Raw genomic sequence first — 20,953 nt, forward strand, 5'->3', positions numbered from 1 at the left:
TTTATGCAACGCTAGTGATTATATGCGAATCTATGTAATCATGTCATTTTTCACCTTTCATTCAAATACACACTTGAACGTTTGAATATATCTGGTATGATATTCCTAAACAGTTGAAGAAAAGAAGGGATATCACATGTTCGATTACGATGCGATCGTGATTGGTGGCGGTCAGGCAGGACTTGCGATGGGCTATTATTTGCAACGGATGAATAAACGGTTTGTCATGATAGATCAACAAGCACGTGTCGGCGATAGCTGGCGCAAACGATACGACACGCTGGTCTTGTTTACTCCTCGTCGTTTCAATGACCTTCCCGGCTTCCCTTTTTCTGGAGATCGGAATCAATTGCCTACGAAAGATGAAACGGCTGATTATTTGGAAGCTTATGCCAACCATTTCCAATTGCCGATCATGCCGGAAAAAACCGTGGTACGTGTAGAGAAAACGGAGTCAGGCTTCCAAGTATTCACGACGGATGAAGTGCTGAGCGCTCCCTCTGTCGTCATTGCCACTGGCCCCTTTCATACCCCGTACATTCCGGACAAACATATGGAGCTTGCCCAAGACATCGTTTCTCTGCATACAGCTGATTACCGAAATGGGCTGCAGCTGCAGCCGGGTCCCGTCTTAGTCGTGGGCGGTGGAAACTCCGGGGCGCAAATTGCGGTAGAACTGGCTGCTTCTCGTCCGGTTATCCTGTCGATGGGACAGTCACGGTCCTTCCTTCCCATCACGATCATGGGGGTGTCGATCTTCTGGTTGCTGAAAGCAGCGGGTCTTTTGACGCTCCCAGGTACCAGCTGGATCGGAAAGCGATGGAAGCAGCGACCTGATCCGATCTTTGGCTATGAAAAACAGATGCGAGAGCTGGAACGGTCTGGAAAGCTGCGGATTGCCGAGCGTACACTCTCCATACAAGGTGACCTCGCTACGTTTTCTGATGGGGAACAAGCCAGCTTCTCCAATGTCATTTGGGCAACCGGATTTCGTCCCAGCTATGAGTGGCTGCACGTACCTGGCGCCTTGAACGATGCAGGACGCCCTCTTCACGAAAGAGGGATTTCCCCGATTAAAGGCCTCTTTTATATCGGTCAGCCTTGGCAGCATAGTCGCACCTCCGCTCTGCTGGGAGGTGTTGGTGCTGATGCAGGCTATCTGATTCAACATATGGATTAGCGAGAACAATCCTGATCGAGTAACACAAAGAAAGCGAGCCCGTTTCAGGCTCGCTTTCTTTAATTGACCATCCGAAGACTTACAGCTTGATCGTGATCAGCTTCAATTCGGTCATTTCTTCAACCGCATACTTGATGCCTTCGCGTCCAAAGCCGCTCTCTTTGACACCGCCATACGGCATGTGGTCTACGCGGAAGGTCGGAACGTCGTTGATCATCACGCCGCCAACTTCCATCTCGTCCGCTGCTTTCATCGCCTTGTGGATGTCTTTGGTGTAAATACCGGCTTGCAGACCGTATCGAGAGTCATTCACGCTCTCGATCGCCTCATCGAAGCTTTGGAAAGGTGTCACTACCACGATAGGGCCAAAAACTTCCTGGCACGAGCACTTCATGTCACGCGCTACGTTCGTCAAGATCGTTGGAGCAAACAAACGGTCAGAAACCGGCTTGCCGCCTGTCACCACATTTGCTCCTCTGGAGATCGCTTCTTCCACCCAGTCCGTCATACGCTGATGGTCTTTGGGAGAAATAAGCGAGGACATATCAGTCGCTTCTTCCAGTGGATCTCCGAGCACCAGCTTTTCAGCTGCTGCCTTAAACGCCCCGAGGAATTCCTCGTATTTGCTCTCATGCACATAAACGCGCTGCAAGGAAATGCAAACCTGCCCACTGAAAGAGAAGCCGCCTATGACGCAGCGATCGATCAGAGCTTGGTTGATCTCTGCCGTTTCATCGATAATCAGGGCTGAATTGGAGCCAAGCTCCAGTGTTACCCGCTTCAATCCAGCCTTGTTTTTCATCGCGATGCCTACTTCCGGGCTACCTGTAAAGGTGATGGCCGCGATGCGGTTATCCTGGACGAGCTTCTCACCAACGATAGCACCTTTTCCAGGTAAAATGTTCAAGGCTCCTTTTGGCAAGCCTGCCTCTGTAAAAATTTCCGCCAACACGAGGGAGCTAAGCGGTGTTTGGCTTGCTGGCTTCAGCACGACCGTATTCCCTGCTGCAAATGCAGGTCCCAGCTTGTGGGCTACCAGATTGAACGGGAAGTTAAACGGCGTGATTGCCCCTACTACACCGATAGGCTTGCGGACCGTAAACGCAAGTCTCCCCTCTCCGCCAGGTGCTGCATCCAGCGGAATCGTCTCGCCATGTATCCGCTTTGCTTCCTCAGCAGCGAATTTGTAGGTCTGAATCGTCCGCGCGATTTCCGTTCTACCTGTGCGAATCGGTTTGGCTGCTTCTGTTGCAAGGATTTGCGCCAGTTCCTCCTGACGCGCCTCCATAATGGCGACTGCTTTCTCCAGAATCGCAGCCCGTTTGCTCGCAGGCATTTTCGCCATATCCTTGCTTGCTTTACCCGCAGCTTCGATCGCTTCATCTACATCCGCTGCATCCGCCTGCCCAATCTCTGCGATGAGTTCGCCAGAGAAAGGAGAATACAGGGGTTGGTACTCCTTTGCTTCTTTCCATTCTCCATTGATGAACAAATGTTTTTTCATCCTGCTTCACCCCATGCGAGAGATTAGTTGGTTACGTATATGCCTTTCAGAACATCGGTCATGATGTCCAAGCCTTCCTGCAGTTGCTCATCTGTGATGACCAGAGGTGTCAGGAAGCGCAAAATGTTGCTGTGCACACCAGCAGACAGGACAACGACACCATTTTCATAGCAGCCTTTTGTCAGCTTGCCTACCAATTCCTTCGCCGGAGCACCGGTTTGCGGATCTACGAACTCTACTGCGCACATCGCTCCGAGACCACGTACGTCTGCGATTACAGGGAGTTCTTTTTGCAGGTCACGGAAATGCTTTTGGATCGTATCACCAATGATTTGTGCGCGCTCTGCCAGGTTTTCACGCTCCATTTTTTCAATGACAGCCAGAGCCGCTACGCAACCGAGTGGGCTGCCGCCGTACGTGCCACCGATTTCTCCTGCCGTCGGTGCGTCCATGATCTCCGCACGCCCTGTAACCGCACTGATTGGCACACCTGCTGCGATGGATTTGGACATGGTGATGATGTCAGGCTCGATCCCGAAGTGCGTGGACGCAAACATCGAACCAGTACGGCAGAAGCCTGTTTGAATTTCATCAGAGATAAAGAGAATGTTATGTTTTTTACAAATGTTGTAGATGCCTTGGACAAAAGAGACTGGAGGAATAACGAAGCCACCTTCTCCTTGTACCGGCTCCATGATCACCGCAGCCAATTCCTCAGGGGACACTTCTGTCAGAAGGAAGTCTTCAAATTGATTGACGCAGTATTGAGCGTATTCTTCTTCCGTCATCCCCACTGGTTTGTTTGCCATGTAAGGGAACTGGGCTTTGTAGGTTGCTGGTGCGAATGGACCCATTTTGTATTTGTAAGGCTTCACCTTGCTCGTCAGGGACATTCCCAAAAGGGTGCGACCATGGAAACCGCGAGTAAAGGAAACGATTCCTTGGCGACCTGTGTATTTGCGTGCGATTTTTACCGCGTTTTCTACCGCTTCCGCTCCACTGTTGGCAAACATCGTTTTCTTTTCAAAGCTGCCCGGCGTGATTTCAGCCAGCTTTTCAGCCAACTGCACGTATGGCTCATACATGGCTACGTGGAAGCAGGTATGGATGTATTTGTCCAGCTGTTCCTTCAGCACATTTACGACCTCGGGAGCACAGTGCCCCGCATTAATAGTGCCGATCGCACCAGCAAAATCCAAGTACGTATTGCCATCTACGTCATGAAGCAAAGCTCCAGATGCCGTCTCAACGACTACTGGTGTGTTGTTTCCGACACCACTTGGTACTGCTTTTTCTCTTCTGGCAATAATAGACGCGCCCTTAGGACCTGGCACACCTGCAGATACATTGACGAATTTACGCTGTTTGGACATTCGATCCAACTCCTTTAGATAGGAAATGAATTAAGATTGATGAATACCTTCAGCTTTTTATTAATGCAAAAAGCATGCCAAGCACTAAAACCCGATAAAAGCTCTTTGTCTTGGCATCCTTTCCACCCCGTTATCCAAATTTGAATTAAAATCGCCGAATATCTCGATTCAATATTGAATTAATGAATTCATTTATGAATCAATGGCGAATTTGGTATTTTTGCAGCTTGCGAACGACAGAAGGCTGGCTGATTCCCAGCATTTGGGCCATCTCTGCCGTAGTCCTGCATCGCTCTTCGGCATACCTCATCCACTTTTCTTCCACCTGCTCCAGCGCTTCCTTCAGCGAAAAGCTGGTCATCATCGGGTCGATTTCCGTCTGTTCCGAGTATCCTGTCCGAACCTCTGGCGGCAAATGAGCAATCGTGATGTTATCCTCGTCGGTTGTGACCACCATGCGCTCCAGTACGTTTTCCAGCTCTCGAACATTCCCCGGCCAGTCATACTGCAGCAATGCAGCCGTCGTAGCTCCATCCAATCGCTTATCCAGTCCGTAACGCTCGTTCAGGTTGCGCAGCACGACCCTGATTAGCGCTGCAATATCCTCAGGACGCTCCCGAAGAGGCGGCACTTGTATCGGCACGACGTTCAGCCGGAAATAGAGATCCTGTCGGAACTTCCCTTCCTTCACCATCGCTTCCAGATTGCGGTTCGTCGCTGCGATTAAGCGAAAATCCACTTCGCGATAAGTCGTACTGCCGATTCGCTGCAGCCGTTTTTCCTGAATCACCTTCAGCAGCTTGGCCTGCAAGGTGAGCGGCAGCTCCCCCAATTCGTCCAGAAAAAGGGTTCCCTCATTTGCCATCTCGATAATACCCTGCTTTCCGGTCTTGCCTGCACCGGTAAAAGATCCAGCTTCATACCCAAAAAGCTCAGATTCGAGAAGTCCCTCTGGAATGGAGCCACAGTTGATCTCGACAAATTGTCCACCTGAGCGGCGACTATTGCGGTGAATATCCTTGGCGATCACATTTTTCCCTACGCCAGATTCGCCGAGAATGAGGACATTCGAATCGACGACAGACACTTTTTTGATCAATCGATTGATCGCAAGCATGGCTTCACTTACGGCGACGACACCATCCTGACTCTTTTCGCGCAGCTCTACTATCTCGCTCTCGAACTGTTTCAGCTGTTGATTCATACTCTCGTAGCGCTGCTTTAATTCCAGAATCTCAGTCAGATCGTGTGAATAATTGACGACCGCGATTAATTTTCCTTCTGTAGAGTATATAGGATAGGCAGAGACCATCAACTGCTGGCCCTTTCTGGTTTCCTGCAGGATCGTTTGCGGGATTCGCTTTTGCATAACCATGTGGGTGACAGAAGGGTAGAAAATCTTTTCTTCCTCCAATTCGATCACATTACGCCCCAAAAGCTCTTCCTTGCTTCTGCCGTACATCTCTTCACAGGAATCCCCAATCAGTCGGATGAATCCTTCGCCATCCGTGATGATCAGATGATCGCGAGAGGTCTCGACAATCCCCTCCAGTACCTGCTTGAGCCAAGATTCTTCTTGCTCGATTTGCTGGTAGACGTGCATGAAATCACACCACCGTTTCCTCATGTTGTTGAACAGCATCACCATCTGCGTACGGTCGTCAATCCCTTGTCTGAAAGGTATCGATGGCCTGATTGCAGCCTTTACGGAAAAGCCATCTCCCGGAAATGAGAGATGGCTTTGTACGGTTGATCGTCTAGTCTTCCATCGTGGAGAGATCGCCAGTCGGAAGACCCAATTCCCACGCCTTCAGAACACGGCGCATGATTTTTCCAGAACGAGTCTTCGGAAGCTTGTCACGGAACTCGATTTCACGCGGTGCTGCATGGGCAGCAAGTCCTTCCTTCACAAACTTACGGATGTCTTCCATCAGTTCTTCACTTGGCTCAAATCCATCGCGCAGAGAAATGAACGCTTTGATAATTTCCCCGCGTACCGGGTCAGGCTTGCCGATGACACCTGCTTCCGCTACTGCCGGATGCTCAACCAGCTTGCTTTCGACCTCAAATGGTCCTACGCGTTCGCCGGAAGTGTTGATGACATCATCGATTCTTCCCTGGAACCAGAAGTAGCCTTCTTCGTCCTTGTAAGCAGAATCGCCCGAAACATACCATCCTGGAATATTGAAATACTCCTGGTATTTCGCTGGATTGCTCCAAATCTGTCTCATCATCGCTGGCCAGCCTGTGCGAATGGCAAGATTCCCCATCCGGTTTGGCGGCAATTCATTGCCCTGATCGTCGATGATCGCGGCGTAAATACCTGGGAATGGTTTGCCCATAGAGCCAGGTTTGATTTCCATGCAGCGGAAGTTGGAGATCAGTTGACCACCCGTCTCGGTCATCCACCAGTTGTCATGAATCCGGTGGTTAAAGGCCCGAAGTCCCCAGTATACGACTTCTGGATTGAGGGGTTCGCCGACACTCAGGACGTGGCGCAGGCTGGAGAGGTCAAATTGCTTGATCACTTCGTCGCCAGCTCCCATCAGCATTCGGAATGCTGTCGGGGCACTGTACCACACCGTTACCTTGTACTTTTCAATCGTTTTGTACCAGTCCTCCGGCGTAAATCTTCCACCCCGTACAACCATCGTAGCACCGTTTAACCAAGGTGAAAAGATCCCGTAGGAAGTGCCAGTCACCCAGCCCGGGTCTGCCGTGCACCAGTATACGTCGTTCTCTTGCAGATCCACAATCCATTTACCTGTCTGCAGGTGCTGGATCATGGCATTATGAACATGGAGTACGCCTTTTGGCTTGCCTGTCGATCCAGACGTATAGTGAAGGATCATGCCATCTTCGCGGTCGACCCACTCAATCTCAAAATCAGATGTAGCGTCCGCCATCGCTGCCTCAAAGCTGACTTGCCCTTCCTCCAATTCTCCCTTTGCTCCGACCAGAATCACGTGCTTGAGCGCAGGCAGGTCTTTTACAGGCACGCGAGACAAGAGAGCTGGTGTCGTGACGATCGCCACTGCTTCACTGTTTTCCAAGCGATCGCGCACAGCAGCTTCCATGAAAGCTTCGAATAACGGTCCGACAATCGCGCCGACTTTCAAGGTTCCTAAAACGCTTACATAAAGCTCCGGCGTACGAGGCATAAAGACAAAAACGCGATCTCCCTTGGCAATACCCAAGTTGCGAAGAACGTTACCAAACTTGTTCGATAATTCACTCAACTGGGCAAAGGAGTAGCTTTCTTCTCGGACTGCATCACTATATAGCAAGGCTGTCTTATCTTTGCGTTCTGTCAAAAGATGACGATCAATGGCTTCATAGGCCATGTTCAATTTACCTGTTTCATACCAAGTAAATTCTTTTTCTACATCTGCCCAATCGAAGTTGGCGTATGCTTCGTCGTAGTTTTTCAGGTTAAAGTTCCCTGGTGCTACTGGGATTTTTTCTACTTTCATGAGCCCACTCTCCTTATACTCCTCATGGAATCTTTTTTACTCAACTTTCATAATATTTCTTTCTTTTTGTCAAAATTCCTGCTTCCATAATCCACCTTCTTCAAACAAGAATAAAATCTAGTATAATGAGCCTTGCTGACAATAAACCTGGAGGTGACAGACAAATGACCTGGATGTTCCTTATTGCTGCTGTCGCCCTTCTTTATTTGCGCGCAAACCGAAATACGCACGATCTCCAAACCAAGCATATTTCCGTCTCGCTTCAATCTTCTGCACACGTTCCGAAACCAGACGATTATGAACCGATGTCGGTTTTGCATTTGTCTGACTTGCATATGGAAAACCTATCGATCGATGCTAAACGGATCGTTGCTGATTTTTCAGATCACAATCCGGACTTGATTGCCATTACAGGCGATTTGCTGGATCGCCATAAAAATATTCCCAAGGCTGTCGCGTATGTAGAAACCGTTATGCAATTAGCTCCAAAATACGGAACCTTCGTCGTATTTGGCAACCACGACTACGTTCTGTCTCCGCCCAAGCTGGCGCAGCTGAAAACAGAGCTGGAAAGACTAGGCTGCCATGTATTGATCAACGAGCATGTAACCCTGAATCATCACGGTCAGCCCTTTCACATCATTGGTGTCGATGATTTTGCGACGCGCCGCAGCAGACTCGCGCGTTCGTTCCAGCAGGTGCCTGACAAGGGTGCGAGATTGGTCCTCACCCATGACCCGAATATTGTGCTTCATATGAAGGATTATCCTTACGACTACTTGCTTTCTGGACACTTTCACGGCGGACAGATCCATTGGCCCAAGCCGTATCATCTCGCGAAGATGGGCAAACTGCCCAAGTTAAACATGGTCAAGGGCTTGCATCGTGTGGATGGACGTCCGTTTTATATCAGCGAAGGATTGGGTCAAACCGGCTTGAATGTGCGCCTTCGTTCCCGCCCTGAGATTACGCTGCACACGTTGACGAGCAGTCCTTCTGTAGCCGAGGAGTTCCGATCCGTTGTTGCAGCCACATCGAAAGAAACTGCGCCCACACTCGCCATCGAGTAAGGTATAATAGCCTTACTCGATTTTTTATATCGACACAAAAAAGCATGGAGGACAGTCATGGACTGGCGAAATAAGGTCGAAAAAATTGCGCAATCTACGAACCTGCCGATACGTTATTTGGAATGTTCAAACCATGAAGTCGATCAATTGCATATGGAACAGGAGAAAGACGGTTGGGAAATCTGCAATGTCACACGAATGGATGACCGCACTATAGGGGTCATGATTCAGCCCGAGCACTGGCATCCTTCTGCCCGTTCTTTATTGGAGCTTCTTTTTACACCCATATCCAACGTGGACCCTTTCACAGGATGGTTGGTACAACTTCTGGAGGTCCCTACTACTCCGCCCCCTCGCTACGTTCGCGAGCAGGCATGGCGTGATCGGCGGCTATGCTTTTTCCTGCAGAGATGCCAGACGGAGAGCCGCATGGACATGGAATGGTCAGCCCTACAACCACTGTTGAAGGATTTTTTTCCCGGTGCCGACGCTTCACTCCAGCTCGTCCCACTTCAACCGGAGCTTTGCTTGTTGCTCGTCCCTCTCTCGTATTTGGATACGGACAACAAACTAGAACGTGAGATTGCTCTGGAATTAGCATTCGGTTTACATGAAATGCTCTCTTGCGAATGGATGGAAAAATTCAGGGTGCTTGTCAGCCTGCCAATCGAGCAGCCTGCTTCTGTTGGAGTATCGTTTCTCCAATTACATACCCTTTCTCTTGCCCTGCAACGATTTTGTCCCAAGATCATGGTTGCAGCGAGCTGGCAATACCCGTTGGAGCGCTGGGCATCCACTCTTTCACCAGAGACGTTTTCTCAGGTAGTGGATGGCTTGTCTGCTGTACTTCCTTTTTCTCCGTTAACCCATGAACAAAGAGAAACCCTTGAAACCCTATTCGCTCGCCAATTAAATGTAAGCGAAGCAGCTCGTCAGCTATTCTTGCACCGAAATACGCTTTTATATCGATTGGACAAGATCACCGAGGCCACAGGACTTGATCCGCGCCATTTTCCAGACGCCGTCCTGCTTCAGCTCCACCTCCTCTTTCGTCGGAATTGACTAAATATTTTGTGCATTATACCCGTAGTACTCCGAACCTCTAAACAGTACGATACAGATAGACACCAACGAATCTGCCTGCCTTATTTGATGGAGGAGGTGCCTTTTCTTGGCCAAAGTAACCTTGAATCACGTATATAAACGCTTTGCCAACAACGTGGTCGCAGTCGATGATTTTCATTTGGACATCCATGATCAGGAGTTTTTGGTTCTGGTCGGTCCCTCTGGCTGTGGCAAATCGACGACTCTGCGGATGATTGCCGGTTTGGAGGAAATTTCGGAAGGGGATCTGTACATAGGTGATCGGCTTGTCAATGATGTAGCGCCCAAGGACCGCGATATTGCGATGGTGTTTCAAAGCTATGCGCTATACCCCCATATGAATGTCTATGAAAACATGGCTTTCGGTCTCAAGCTGCGCAAATTCTCCAAAGCCGAAATCAATCAGCGGATCGAGGAAGCCGCAAGAATCCTGGATATTTCACATCTCTTGGACCGCAAGCCCAAGGCCTTATCCGGGGGTCAAAGACAGCGTGTCGCGCTTGGCAGGGCGATAGTCAGAGAACCGCAGGTATTTCTCATGGATGAGCCGCTTTCCAATCTGGACGCCAAGCTTCGTGTGCAAATGCGCACGGAGATCCTCAAGCTCCACCAACGATTGAATACAACTGTCATTTACGTTACCCATGACCAGACAGAAGCGATGACGATGGGAGATCGCATCGTCGTGATGAAAGATGGCCTGATTCAGCAGGTCGCCACGCCTCACGAAATCTACAACCACCCGGTCAATCAGTTTGTGGCCAGCTTTATCGGCTCACCCTCGATGAACTTTTTGAACGGAAGGCTGGTAGAAAAGGACGGCCAGCTGCACTTTGAAGGCGAGCACATACATTTACGCTTACCGGACGACAAGGCAAAAGTTCTCCGCGATCGGGGTTACGTAAACAAGTCTATTATTTTCGGGATTCGCCCAGAGGATATGTACAGCGATCATCAATTTCTGGAAGCCAATCCGTTCGAAAGCTCGCTTGATGCGCATATCGATGTGGTCGAAAACATGGGCTCCGAGCTGTATATTTACTTCAATAACATTGGGCGTACACAGATGGTCGCCCGCGTGGATGCCCGCGAAGGGTTAAAGCCCCGGATGAGCATTCGGCTGGGACTGGATTTGTCCAAGTGCCATGTATTTGACAGTGAGACGCAAGTAGCTGTATTCTAATAGTCAAACTGAGAAGGAATGTCTTTTCCCGGCATTCCTTTTCCTCTTTTTTCGGCATGAAAGAAGAGTGTAAAAAGGAGTGGAGAGAGAACATCATGTCTTATCAAATCGTCTTTTTTGACATCGACGGAACATTGTTAAATACAGAGCATATCATTCCATCTAGCACGGTTCACGCTGTACAGCAATTGAAAAAGAACGGTGTTCACGTCGCCATTGCCACTGGACGATCTCCCTACCATTTGCAAGCGGTCGCGCAGCAGCTAGAAATCGATTCATTCGTCAGCTTCAATGGCTCCTATACGGTTCACCAAGGCAGACTGGTTCATCACACTCCACTTGCCTCGCAAACCTTGGACCGCTTGGAGATGTATGCCGGTCAAAACAATCACCCTATGGTCTTCCTTAGCGCGGATTCGTGCTATGCCAATACAGAAAACCATCCGTATGTGCTGGAGTCCTTCGACTTTCTCAAATTGCCCAGCCCTGATTACCGCCAGAAATATTGGCAGGAAAAGCCGATTTACCAAGCCTTTCTATATTGCAACGAAACAGAGGAACGTCCCTACCTGGAAAATTATCGGGAGGTTTCCTATGTACGCTGGCATCCGCAGGTGCTGGACATCCTGCCGCCTCAAGGCTCCAAGGCCCGCGGAATCGAAGCCATGCTCCGGCATCTCGGCATGACCGCATCTGATGCAGTCGCTTTTGGCGACGGCCTGAACGACAAGGAAATGCTTTCCTTTGTAGGCATGGGAGTCGCGATGGGGAATGCGCACGAGGAATTGAAGCCACTTGCCGACATGGTCACGCAGCACGTCAATGAAGATGGTATTCATCACGGTTTAAAACAGCTTGGTTTGATCTAAAATGTAACTTTTTCCTTCATAAACACTCTCTCCATGCACACGCTATAAGCAGATAGCATAGAGGGAGTGATTTTTTTTGCGCATCTTGCCCCCGCTTGTCGTTGCCCTTGCCTTGATCGGATTGGTCGTGGTTCCCATGCGCAGCCAGAACGCCCAACAGGAGATGCGCGAACCTCATCCCCGAGTCACTTCCCGTGAAGCGTCCATTCCGCGTATCAACTACATTGAACAAGTCAAAGACATTCGCCGCAATCTGGAGAAGAAAGCACATATTCAAACCCTGCACCACAATTCGCGGGACCGGAGTCATTACGTGGAGCATGAGATCGTAGTGAGATTTCATCCCCGACCGGATCAAGCCAAGATTGAACAAATGGCCGCCTCACTGGATGCAAAGATAAAGCGTGATTTTGGCAAATTTCTCATCCTAAAATCGAAAAGCCTCTCAACCAAGGAACTGATGAAAAAATTGGCGGAGCACCCGGATTCTGTCTACGCCGAACCCAACTACCTCCTTTTGCCAAACCGCAAACCCAACGATACGTACTATACGGAGTATCAATGGAACCTTTCCTTGATCGGGATGGAACAGACGTGGGATGTGAGCAAGGGAAGAAATGATGTGATCGTGGCTGTTGTGGATACCGGTTTAGACATGGACCATCCCGAGTTTGCCGGCAAGCTCGTCGAGGGCTACAACGTCCTGGAAGACAACCATACTCCTCAGGACGACAATGGTCACGGAACCCACGTTTCGGGCGTCATCGCAGCCAAAACAAACAACGAGGATGGCATTGCCGGAATGTCCTGGAACAGCAAGCTGATGCCGATCAAAGCCATTGGTGCGGACGGCTCTGGTTCTGCAGTCGATATCGCTCAGGGCATTTATTGGGCAACGGATAACGGAGCCGATGTGATCAATCTGAGTGTCGGGAATTATACCTCCTCTGCCGCTCTGAAAGATGCCTGTCGCTATGCTTATGATCGAAATGTCATCCTGGTGGCTGCATCTGGCAACGATGCAACGGATCAGCCAAGCTATCCTGCAGCCTACGAGGAAGTACTCTCCGTCGCTGCTGTCGATCATCTCAAGGAGCGCGCCGATTTCTCCAATTTTGGGGACTACATCGATGTCGCTGCACCCGGTGTAGACATTCCGAGCACCTATATCTACAGTGATTACGCGTCCTTGTCCGGCACCTCTATGGCCTGCCCGCATGTTGCCGCACTGGCATCGTTGGTGCGCTCCGTCAATCCGCGCATGAAAAACAGTGAAATCATGGAGCACATCCGAAATTCGGCTGTAGATTTAGGCCCTCCTGGACACGACCAGCTATACGGATACGGAATGATTGACAGTGCACAAACCATTCGCAAGCTGAAAGCTGTAGAACCCAAGCAAGAATCGAAACCGAAATCTGTCGGAGGCCTGCTCAACAAATTCCTGCTGCGGCTTCGCAATGGATTTTAACCCCTATCTAGTTGCTGCATCTGTGGCCATGAACGAGGAGGAATTACCCATGAAGGCTTGCATTGTATTCGCGCATGATGGCAACACCAGCTTTAACCATGAGATTCTCAAACGCGTAACGGATGAATTCGAGAAGCATCAAATCGATTACACGGTGCGCGACTTGTACGAGATGAACTTCCAGCCAGTCTTCAACCAGTTGGACATGAAACGCGTAGAAAAGGGAAATGTAAGTAGTGATATTGAGGAAGAGCAATCCCTCATCACGGATTCGGATCTGCTCGTCATGATCTATCCCGTCTGGTGGTGGTCCGCCCCCGCCATCATGAAAGGGTATGTGGATCGAGTCTTTACAGACGGCTTCGCATTTCACTATGAAGCCAATGGACCCGTAGGCCTTTTGAAGAACAAGCAGGCTCTCGTCTTTACCACTACCCGAGAGTCTGCTGAAGAAATGGCAGCCCAGGGAATGGACACCGTAATCAGCAAACAAATCGTGGAGGGCACTCTCCAGATGATCGGCTATGAGGTAGCCTACCAGAATTTCGCTGCTGTTCCGTACGTCGATGATGCCACTCGCAAGGGGATGCTTGATTCGATCGGTGAAAAAATCGCTGCATTACGTCAGCCAGTCGGTGTCTAGTCCTTATTTAAGAATCAGCGGAACAAATAAAGAAGCACAGGCTGTTACGCCTGTGCTTCTTGCATCCGTTTTTTGGTGATATAGTCGGTTTCGTAATATTGGAGCTCGTCACGCATTTGCTCGAACACCTTGGACAGGGATAGAGTCAGCTGTTCAAGTTCAGGTGTTACTTTTTTACGAAAAATAATGGAATCTTGATTCGTATAAGCATATCTACCATCTTCGTCGTATACTTCGCCCTTCGGATAGTAGAAATTGTTAATACAGCTATGGTACACCTGATACAAGACCTCTTCTGCAAACTCCTCGTTAAATCGTGCTCGGCGCAAGGAAACCCCGAGCCTTTCGTACGCATTTTCACAGTATACCAGCAAGTGCCGCAGGTCAGAAAGGTAATTGCGATAGTAGGATTCATATTCCTCTGGGTCACCTGACTGAGCCACGAGGCTGTTTAAGGTTACTTGGTTCAAATAGCGTTCCAATTCCATGCTGACCTTTTTCAACTTCGTATACGTCTCTTCGCACAATTGTTTCAGATGAGCTGCTGACATAATGTCCCCCTTGCGTTGAAGAATCTGCCTTTTTTAAGTAAGTATAAGGATAGTTTCTTTGTAACACAAGGATTTCTTTTCAGAAAATATTGTCTATCCCACCACTGATTCGCTAGTAGGATGGCTTGTTTTCCTGTTTTGGTACAGATAGATCAGGTATGAAACAAACAAGCTAACCATTGTCATAATCGCGAGGATGATCAAGTCCTGAGACAATGAGGATATCCCGTGACCTTTGGACAAGATTTCTCTCGTACCATCCAAGAAATAGGTCAATGGCAAGGATTTACCAATAGCTGCGATGTATCCCGGCATCGAAATAAAGGGCCAGGTGTAACCGGACAGCATGAAGGAAGGTACGGCAATCAGCATCGCAATCTGTGTAGACTGCAGCTGATCCTTGAACATAAACGAGATCATGTAACCGATCGCCAGTACAGCCAGGTTGAAGAATGAAGCAATGATCATCAGGTCAACTGTACTGCCGTAATACGGGATGCCAAAGCCCTTCAGTAGTAAGGTGAAACCAAGGAACATATTCAAGGTTCCAGCCAGGAAGTATGGCAGCAGTTTACTTGCCGTAATTTCCCAAAAGCAGTATTTGGCTAGTGTCTCCCGCCAGGTGCCGTCTTCTTTTTGTTGTGTGACGGAAAGCGCGATGCCTAAAAAGAGCACCTGCTGCAGAACCGTGCCAGCTAAGCCGAAAACCATGAAGGACAGGTAGCTGAAAGTAGGATTGTACAAAACACGGTAACGAAAATCGATGCCCGTATAGAGGGCTTTCCTCTCTTCCCCCCAGCTTCCGCTTGCCTCCAGCTTTTTCAGAGTAGCCCCAGCCGAGACGGTTTTGATCACGCTGTTGGCTGCTCGCACCGCCGTGTTGGAGATCATGATATTGCTGCCGTCAATGACCGTCAATACTTCCGCTGCCCTGCCTGCCTTGACGTTCTTTTCCAGGTCTGGCGGGACGATCAAAGCGATCTGAGCTTCGCCTTTGTCTACCAGCGACATCGCTTCCTCTTCGGTATCCACCCTCCCGATCATGCCGAATGTGTCATCAGCGACAAATCCACGATACAATTCTCGACTGAGCTCTGTATGATCGGAATCCACGAAAACAGTTGGAATCGACATGACTTTTTTCTCACTGTAAAGGAAGCCAAACAAGGTCAGATACATGATCGGCACGATGAATACAACGAGTCGAATTGTTTTATTGGTAAATAATTTTTTCCATTCCATCCAGAACAGGTGGGAGAAGTTACTCACCGAGACCAGCTCCTTCGATCCCCCACTCCACAGTCAAGCCTGGGCGTATGTTCGCATCCGAAACGATTATTTTGACCGCAAAAGCCCGAATATCGCGATCACCGAGTTCTTGTGTCGCCTTTTTCACTGCGAAATCTGCCGCTGGAGCAATCGTGACCACTTTTCCTTCTACCTCCTGCTTCAAGGCAGGTACCGACAGCTTGACCGAATCTCCTGTTTTCAAATTCGCCAAGGCGTATTCATTCACATAAAATTTGACGTAATTATCCGCTTTGACCTGAATGGTGGCCACCGTGAAGCCTTGCGCAACCAGCTCGCCTTTTTGCACAGCGATGGATTTGACGATTCCATCGACCGGGGCAGTGAGCTTCGTGTTGTTCAAATAGGCTTCGATCTCATCCAGGGCACCTTTCGCCTGTTGGACGCCTGCTTCAGCAGATTTGACATCCAGCTGCTTCAAGCCTACCTGTCCACGACTGGCTACAGCCTGATCATAAGCCGCTTTTGCCTGATCCAGCTGAGCCTGTGAGGCGTCTACCTGTTCGCGTCGCGCTCCGGATTGGGCCATTTTCAGCTGTTCATCCGCTGCCTTCAGCTCAGCCTGTGCTTTCTCGTACTGCATCTGCGCTTCTTCCACTTTTACCTGCGGAACAGCCCCTTCGACCAGCAGCTTCTGCATCCGATCCAAATTGGCTGCAGCGATTTCGTTGGAGGTTTGAGCCGCCTGCAGCTTAGCTTTCAGCTGGGAGATCTCTTCCTGACGCGCTCCATTTTTGTTGGCGTCCAGTTGGGCTTTGGCCGATGCTACTACCGCTTGCGCCTGGTCGACCTGCGCACTGCTGGAGCTGTCCGTCAAAGCAACGCCCTTTTTGGCTTGTTCCAGCTTGACCTGTGCCAATTGATAGGCCGCTTGCGCCTGTTCTTTCTTGGCGAGAAGCTCGTCGCTGCTCAAGGTCGCAACCAATTGTCCAGCCTTGACCTCATCGCCTTCTGCCACGCTGAGCTGTTCGATCGAACCTCCCATTTTAAAGGAAAGATCCACTTCTGTCCCCTCTACTACACCTGTCATCGTTTGGGAATGCCCCGCGACATTGCCTACACCAGGTCCCATCAAAAGCGTACCCAGTACTGCTATACAAGCTACAAATCCTGTTACCCCTATCCAAGCTCGTTTGTTCTTCATCTCTCTTGTTTCCCCTCACTCGTACATATTCATCACATAAAACTCTCGAATTTTATCGACACTTCTACGCTTGCAGTGCACCATCAAGCATCAAGAGAAGTGTTCGTCTGCTAGCCTCAATATCGACCGGTTCATTCCGAAATTGTTTGCGCAAGGCTGTGAATCCTACCATTCCGAAAATGGCGGACGCCAGTGTCTGAATATCAACATCCTGCTTGATGTACCCTTGCTGTTTCAAGTCCTTCATGTACATTTCCATCGTCGAGAAATAGTTGGTCAGGAGCTTGCCGGCAAACTGATTTCGTTGTTCATCCGTGGTGAAAATACTCAACAAAAGAAAGCAAAGCTCCCGATTCTCGGAAAAGAAGTGAAGATGACCATCCAATATACTCATCATGCGATCCTCAAGGGAAAGAGCATCATTTTGTATCACGCTGTCCACAGAATAGATCAGCATCTTCACGCCTCTTTCGACTACGTACCAGAATAGCTCCTCTTTCGTAGCGAAATGATAATACAGGGTTCCTTTTGCCACCTGGGCCATCTCGGCGATGCTATCCATCGTCGTTTCACTATACCCGTACTGAGAAAAGGCTTTTAGCGCACCCTGCGCAATAAGGTCTTTTTTTGAGGACATCACTCCCACACTCCTACGTTCGTTTTCGAATTGAACTGACTGGTCAGTACAAAAATTAGTTTAGACGTTCTTCCAAGATTCGTCAAGAAGCAAGTAATCATTCCGCACGAAAAAAGGAGATCATCCCAAGGTCAGCTTCTGACACTTGGGACAATCCCCTTTCATTCGTCGATGATTTGCCGATACGTTGCTTCGGTAGCAGGCATCGGTTCAACACCGAGATGTTCCTTGAGCTTGTTTACACATTTTTCATACCAACGAATGGCCTGAGTTCGGTTGTTCTGCAGAAAATAAGCACTCATCAGCAGGCGATAAGCCTCTTCCCAGCAATCATCCACACGCAGGATCGCCTCGCACCAGCGTATGGTTCTTTCCCACTCCTGACGTTCCAGGCCAATACGAGCCAACCTTTCCGCGCCTCGTAAAAACAAAACCTGCAACCGGTCACGTTCGGTCTGACACCATTCCTCATATCGACACTCTGGCAGGTACACACCTTGATAATACCCCAACCCTTTCTCCAGCAGGATGGCCGCCTGGTGCCTGTCTCGCTCTTCCAGCCCCATCGTAACCAAACGATCAAACTCCTCTACATCGATATGGTAGCCTGATGCCAGATTAAAGCCATACGATCCACCATGACGTTGAATGAAAAAGGCATCTGTGCGAGCTGCTCGATTCGGTTCCAATGCTTTATGGACAGCATTCAGCGCTACCTTGAAGTCACGCAGGGCGGACTCGTCATCTAGACTGTCCCACAACTGTGCAATAATCTCTTCACGTGCAAGCAAATGATGCCGCTTCGTAATCAAGAGCTGGAATAAAAGCTTGGCCTTGCCTCGCTGCCATGCCTTGTCTGATAGCTCCTGCTCGCCCAGCCAGACGCGAAACTGGCCTAACGTTTGGATACGCAGTGTGTAGCCAGGATGAAAGCTGACGTTTTGCAGACCTAAGTCACTCAGGAGCTGCGAGACATAATCCGGAGAAACCTGCCTGCGCTTGGCTTCGATCAGAATCGGCATGAGCTTCTGCACATCACGCGGCGTGAACATCGTAGGCCGTTGCAGCAGAAAATCGTATTCGCCAGACTGCATCAAGGACATAGCATGCGTCACCGCAGGGATGAACAGCTCCCACTGCTTGCTTTGATAAGCCAAGTAACTGAGCCAAAGCTGGCAGATGACGACCCCGAAGCTGTCGCCGCAATGACTAAGGCGATCCGCGCAATCCCGTATCACTTCCCTCGCCTCGTCTTCCTTGCCGCTGGTTGCATAGGCAATCCCTACAGCTAGCCGAACCAGGCTGTTCAGCCAGTCGTCACGCATCGCTTCTGTCTCCTGCATCCCTCTTCTGCCATACTCCAGAGCTTGTTCCAAAGCCTTTTCCTTACCGTAGAGCATGGTCAAGCCGAGCAGAGTTTCTGATTTTCCACGGGTGGAATTCAGCTCCTCCATCATTCGCAAGCCTTTCTCATAGAGCTCGCGAATCTCATCAAAAGGCAATTCGTGGCTGATCAGGGCAGCATGTGCTTTTCTCACATAACCATTCGCCTCGACGAAAGGAGAATGAGCAGCTCTTCCCAGCTCAATCGCGGTCTCAGCCGTCGCCCATCCTCTCTCCCATTCCCCGTTCAAGGCAAAGACGAACGATAGGAGCAAGGAAGTTTCTCGATAGGAGCGTGTCAAAGCTGGGTGCTTCGTCTGCTCCAATGTCCATTTATTCTCCAGCAGAGTAATGGCGGATTGAAGTCGACCCGTTCGGAAAAGCAGGCGCGATTCCAGCTCCACCTCGGTCTGCTGCTCCAGCTCCTGACTTCGTTGATACCAATAGCTCGCTTGCTTGGCATCTCCACGATTGGTGTAAATCTCCGCAAGAAGCCGGTATAGTCGTGGTGCCACATCGTCCTTCTCCGGAATATCTGCCGGCAAAAGCTGGATTGCCCGCTTCAGCAGCTCCTCTGCTCTCACGCTTTGAACACTGTCCAGATGGACGCGAGCCAATCCTTCCAATCCACGGCACAGACCCAGACGGTCGTTTTTTTGCTCACATCGATCAATAAACAGCTGGTACGAATCAAACGCTTGCCGGTAAATGCAGCGATAGCGCTCTACTTCAGCCTGATAAAACCATAACCAATGCTCCTGATCCTTGATGGTGCCAGGAAGCGTATTCGTCCAATGATACAAGATATCGAGCTTACCATTGATGAGCAAATTTTCGGCCGTCTGAGCCAGCCATTCGCCCAACAGCTCCCAATCCTCTGCCAATCGTAAACATTCGAACGCCTTGCTGGTCTCCCCTTTTTGCTGATACCAGCGGGCCGCTGCATGATTCACCTGCAAAAAAGTAGAGGTATCTGAAGCCAGCTTGCTCGCCAACAGCCTGCGAAACAACGGATGAAAATGATGCTTCCCGTCTACGTCCTCTGAGAGAAAGAGATGGCACCGCAACGCTTCGTGAAGAAGAGCAATACTGGCATCACCAAGCACCTGTCGGCAATCCTCTTCGTCAAAATCTTCGAATACAGCAGACTGAATCAAGAACCCCTGCATATCCTCATCGAGCTTCACCCATACCTCTGCTTCAAGCAGATACATCAACCGGGACAGCTCACGCAGACTTTCCGATACGGAGGTTCCCCTCGCTACCCTCTCCCCGAACGAACGCAGGGCCATTATCCACCCTCGAGCGACCTGCTCGACACGATCCCATTCTTCTCTGTTCAAACTCAAATCGTATTCATCCAGATAAAAGGTTTCGCTCTCCTCACGTGAAAAAGCCAGATCGGCTGTCGTCAGCTCCAGACACTCCCCGCGGACAGCCATCAAATCGAGCTGAGGCCAGGCTGGTCTGATCCTTGATAGAATCACCAGCTTGCCCTGAGGGGGAAGCTGCATGGCCACTTGCTGCACAAAGCGATCGACATCGCTTCCCATCTGCACCTGTTGATAGTGATCCAGTACAATAGTGGGTAACAGTGGACGCGAAATACACTCCTGCAAAAACAGCTCCGCCATCTCTTGCCAGCTGATCGGTTCGACTTGACTCCTAGAGAACGTCAGCTTTTCCAGGAGGATGTGACCAAACTCAGGCTGATTCCGACGTATGCTATGCAATAACCCGAACAAAAAGCAATTAAAATCCGCATCTTCTTCACCCAGGAAATACCAGCTGGCGCTAATCCGGGCATCAGTTAGATAAGTGGATAGAGCGGTCGTTTTTCCGTAACCGATCTCGGCATGGATCAGACATACGGAGGCATGCGAAATCAACCGCAGTTTTTTTGCCAAAGCGGGTCGACGCAGCACATATGTCTTTTGCATAGGAGGGGTAATTTTCATTAGAGAAACTTGTGTCATATCCATCTGCTGCACTCCTCACCGATTCTCCTGTTCCTTTAAAAAAATGTATTCCCCATCTGCCTTCATAATCCTGCCTTGGAC

At 49.7% G+C, this 20,953-nt stretch carries 16 protein-coding genes; 7 read left to right on the forward strand and 9 right to left on the reverse strand.

What is annotated here, in order from left to right; all coding sequences use genetic code 11:
• Nucleotides 1–136: 136 nt before the first annotated feature.
• Nucleotides 137–1,180, forward strand: a complete 1,044-nt coding sequence (locus EDM52_RS00835; protein ID WP_122907149.1) for a flavin-containing monooxygenase — start codon at nt 137–139, stop codon at nt 1,178–1,180.
• 79 nt (nt 1,181–1,259) lie between these two features.
• Here the strand turns inward: EDM52_RS00835 and EDM52_RS00840 are convergent, their stop codons facing one another.
• From EDM52_RS00840 to acsA, 4 genes are all read right to left on the reverse strand, one after another.
• The gene (locus EDM52_RS00840; RefSeq protein ID WP_122907150.1) at nt 1,260–2,684 is read right to left on the reverse strand and encodes an aldehyde dehydrogenase family protein; all 1,425 of its coding nucleotides are present in this window, start codon (nt 2,682–2,684) and stop codon (nt 1,260–1,262) included.
• Nucleotides 2,685–2,707: 23 nt separating this feature from the next.
• Entirely contained in the window at nt 2,708–4,057 is a 1,350-nt protein-coding gene (gene gabT, locus EDM52_RS00845; RefSeq protein WP_057133810.1) for a 4-aminobutyrate--2-oxoglutarate transaminase, read from the reverse strand.
• A gap of 199 nt (nt 4,058–4,256) precedes the next feature.
• A complete protein-coding gene (locus EDM52_RS00850; protein WP_183184751.1) occupies nt 4,257–5,660 on the reverse strand; it encodes a sigma-54 interaction domain-containing protein in 1,404 nt (467 codons plus the stop codon).
• A 154-nt stretch (nt 5,661–5,814) separates the two neighbouring features.
• Complete coding sequence (acsA, locus tag EDM52_RS00855; RefSeq protein ID WP_122907151.1) at nt 5,815–7,530, reverse strand: acetate--CoA ligase; 1,716 nt, start codon at nt 7,528–7,530, stop codon at nt 5,815–5,817.
• 164 nt (nt 7,531–7,694) lie between these two features.
• Here acsA and EDM52_RS00860 point away from each other — a divergent pair, with 164 nt between their 5' ends.
• From EDM52_RS00860 to EDM52_RS00885, 6 genes are all read left to right on the forward strand, one after another.
• A complete protein-coding gene (locus EDM52_RS00860) occupies nt 7,695–8,600 on the forward strand; it encodes a metallophosphoesterase (protein WP_122907152.1) in 906 nt (301 codons plus the stop codon).
• A 57-nt stretch (nt 8,601–8,657) separates the two neighbouring features.
• On the forward strand, nt 8,658–9,662 hold the full coding sequence (locus EDM52_RS00865; RefSeq protein WP_122907153.1) for a PucR family transcriptional regulator: 1,005 nt from the start codon (nt 8,658–8,660) through the stop codon (nt 9,660–9,662).
• Nucleotides 9,663–9,771: 109 nt separating this feature from the next.
• A complete protein-coding gene (locus EDM52_RS00870; RefSeq protein ID WP_122907154.1) occupies nt 9,772–10,887 on the forward strand; it encodes an ABC transporter ATP-binding protein in 1,116 nt (371 codons plus the stop codon).
• Between the two features lie 95 nt (nt 10,888–10,982).
• Nucleotides 10,983–11,756 (forward strand): Cof-type HAD-IIB family hydrolase, encoded by a 774-nt coding sequence (locus tag EDM52_RS00875; protein WP_057133883.1) that lies wholly within the window; start codon nt 10,983–10,985, stop codon nt 11,754–11,756.
• A 76-nt stretch (nt 11,757–11,832) separates the two neighbouring features.
• Nucleotides 11,833–13,227: a S8 family peptidase gene (locus EDM52_RS00880; protein ID WP_122907155.1), complete on the forward strand. Its 1,395-nt coding sequence runs from the start codon at nt 11,833–11,835 to the stop codon at nt 13,225–13,227.
• Nucleotides 13,228–13,276: 49 nt separating this feature from the next.
• Nucleotides 13,277–13,870: an NAD(P)H-dependent oxidoreductase gene (locus EDM52_RS00885; RefSeq protein WP_122907156.1), complete on the forward strand. Its 594-nt coding sequence runs from the start codon at nt 13,277–13,279 to the stop codon at nt 13,868–13,870.
• A 44-nt stretch (nt 13,871–13,914) separates the two neighbouring features.
• On the opposite strand, the gene EDM52_RS00890 is transcribed toward EDM52_RS00885, so the two are convergent.
• From EDM52_RS00890 to EDM52_RS00910, 5 genes are all read right to left on the reverse strand, one after another.
• Nucleotides 13,915–14,421, reverse strand: a complete 507-nt coding sequence (locus EDM52_RS00890; protein WP_122907157.1) for a DUF3907 family protein — start codon at nt 14,419–14,421, stop codon at nt 13,915–13,917.
• 93 nt (nt 14,422–14,514) lie between these two features.
• Complete coding sequence (locus EDM52_RS00895) at nt 14,515–15,690, reverse strand: ABC transporter permease (protein WP_122907158.1); 1,176 nt, start codon at nt 15,688–15,690, stop codon at nt 14,515–14,517.
• Complete coding sequence (locus tag EDM52_RS00900) at nt 15,683–16,873, reverse strand: HlyD family secretion protein (protein WP_122907159.1); 1,191 nt, start codon at nt 16,871–16,873, stop codon at nt 15,683–15,685. The genes EDM52_RS00895 and EDM52_RS00900 overlap by 8 nt, the downstream gene beginning before the upstream one ends.
• A gap of 64 nt (nt 16,874–16,937) precedes the next feature.
• The gene (locus tag EDM52_RS00905; protein ID WP_245996413.1) at nt 16,938–17,510 is read right to left on the reverse strand and encodes a TetR/AcrR family transcriptional regulator; all 573 of its coding nucleotides are present in this window, start codon (nt 17,508–17,510) and stop codon (nt 16,938–16,940) included.
• A gap of 161 nt (nt 17,511–17,671) precedes the next feature.
• On the reverse strand, nt 17,672–20,875 hold the full coding sequence (locus tag EDM52_RS00910) for an AfsR/SARP family transcriptional regulator (RefSeq protein WP_122907161.1): 3,204 nt from the start codon (nt 20,873–20,875) through the stop codon (nt 17,672–17,674).
• Nucleotides 20,876–20,953 lie beyond the last annotated feature (78 nt).

Source organism: Brevibacillus invocatus, from assembly GCF_003710915.1.
Classification (GTDB): Bacteria; Bacillota; Bacilli; order Brevibacillales; family Brevibacillaceae; genus Brevibacillus; species Brevibacillus invocatus.

Bases quoted from the DNA above. Each gene is read 5' to 3' on its own strand.
- EDM52_RS00835 (WP_122907149.1), top strand. From the start codon at position 137: ATGTTCGATTACGATGCGATCGTGATTGGTGGCGGTCAGGCAGGACTT.
- EDM52_RS00840 (WP_122907150.1), bottom strand. From the start codon at position 2,684: ATGAAAAAACATTTGTTCATCAATGGAGAATGGAAAGAAGCAAAGGAG.
- gabT (WP_057133810.1), bottom strand. From the start codon at position 4,057: ATGTCCAAACAGCGTAAATTCGTCAATGTATCTGCAGGTGTGCCAGGT.
- EDM52_RS00850 (WP_183184751.1), bottom strand. From the start codon at position 5,660: ATGCACGTCTACCAGCAAATCGAGCAAGAAGAATCTTGGCTCAAGCAG.
- acsA (WP_122907151.1), bottom strand. From the start codon at position 7,530: ATGAAAGTAGAAAAAATCCCAGTAGCACCAGGGAACTTTAACCTGAAA.
- EDM52_RS00860 (WP_122907152.1), top strand. From the start codon at position 7,695: ATGACCTGGATGTTCCTTATTGCTGCTGTCGCCCTTCTTTATTTGCGC.
- EDM52_RS00865 (WP_122907153.1), top strand. From the start codon at position 8,658: ATGGACTGGCGAAATAAGGTCGAAAAAATTGCGCAATCTACGAACCTG.
- EDM52_RS00875 (WP_057133883.1), top strand. From the start codon at position 10,983: ATGTCTTATCAAATCGTCTTTTTTGACATCGACGGAACATTGTTAAAT.
- EDM52_RS00885 (WP_122907156.1), top strand. From the start codon at position 13,277: ATGAAGGCTTGCATTGTATTCGCGCATGATGGCAACACCAGCTTTAAC.
- EDM52_RS00890 (WP_122907157.1), bottom strand. From the start codon at position 14,421: ATGTCAGCAGCTCATCTGAAACAATTGTGCGAAGAGACGTATACGAAG.
- EDM52_RS00900 (WP_122907159.1), bottom strand. From the start codon at position 16,873: ATGAAGAACAAACGAGCTTGGATAGGGGTAACAGGATTTGTAGCTTGT.
- EDM52_RS00905 (WP_245996413.1), bottom strand. From the start codon at position 17,510: ATGTCCTCAAAAAAAGACCTTATTGCGCAGGGTGCGCTAAAAGCCTTT.
- EDM52_RS00910 (WP_122907161.1), bottom strand. From the start codon at position 20,875: ATGGATATGACACAAGTTTCTCTAATGAAAATTACCCCTCCTATGCAA.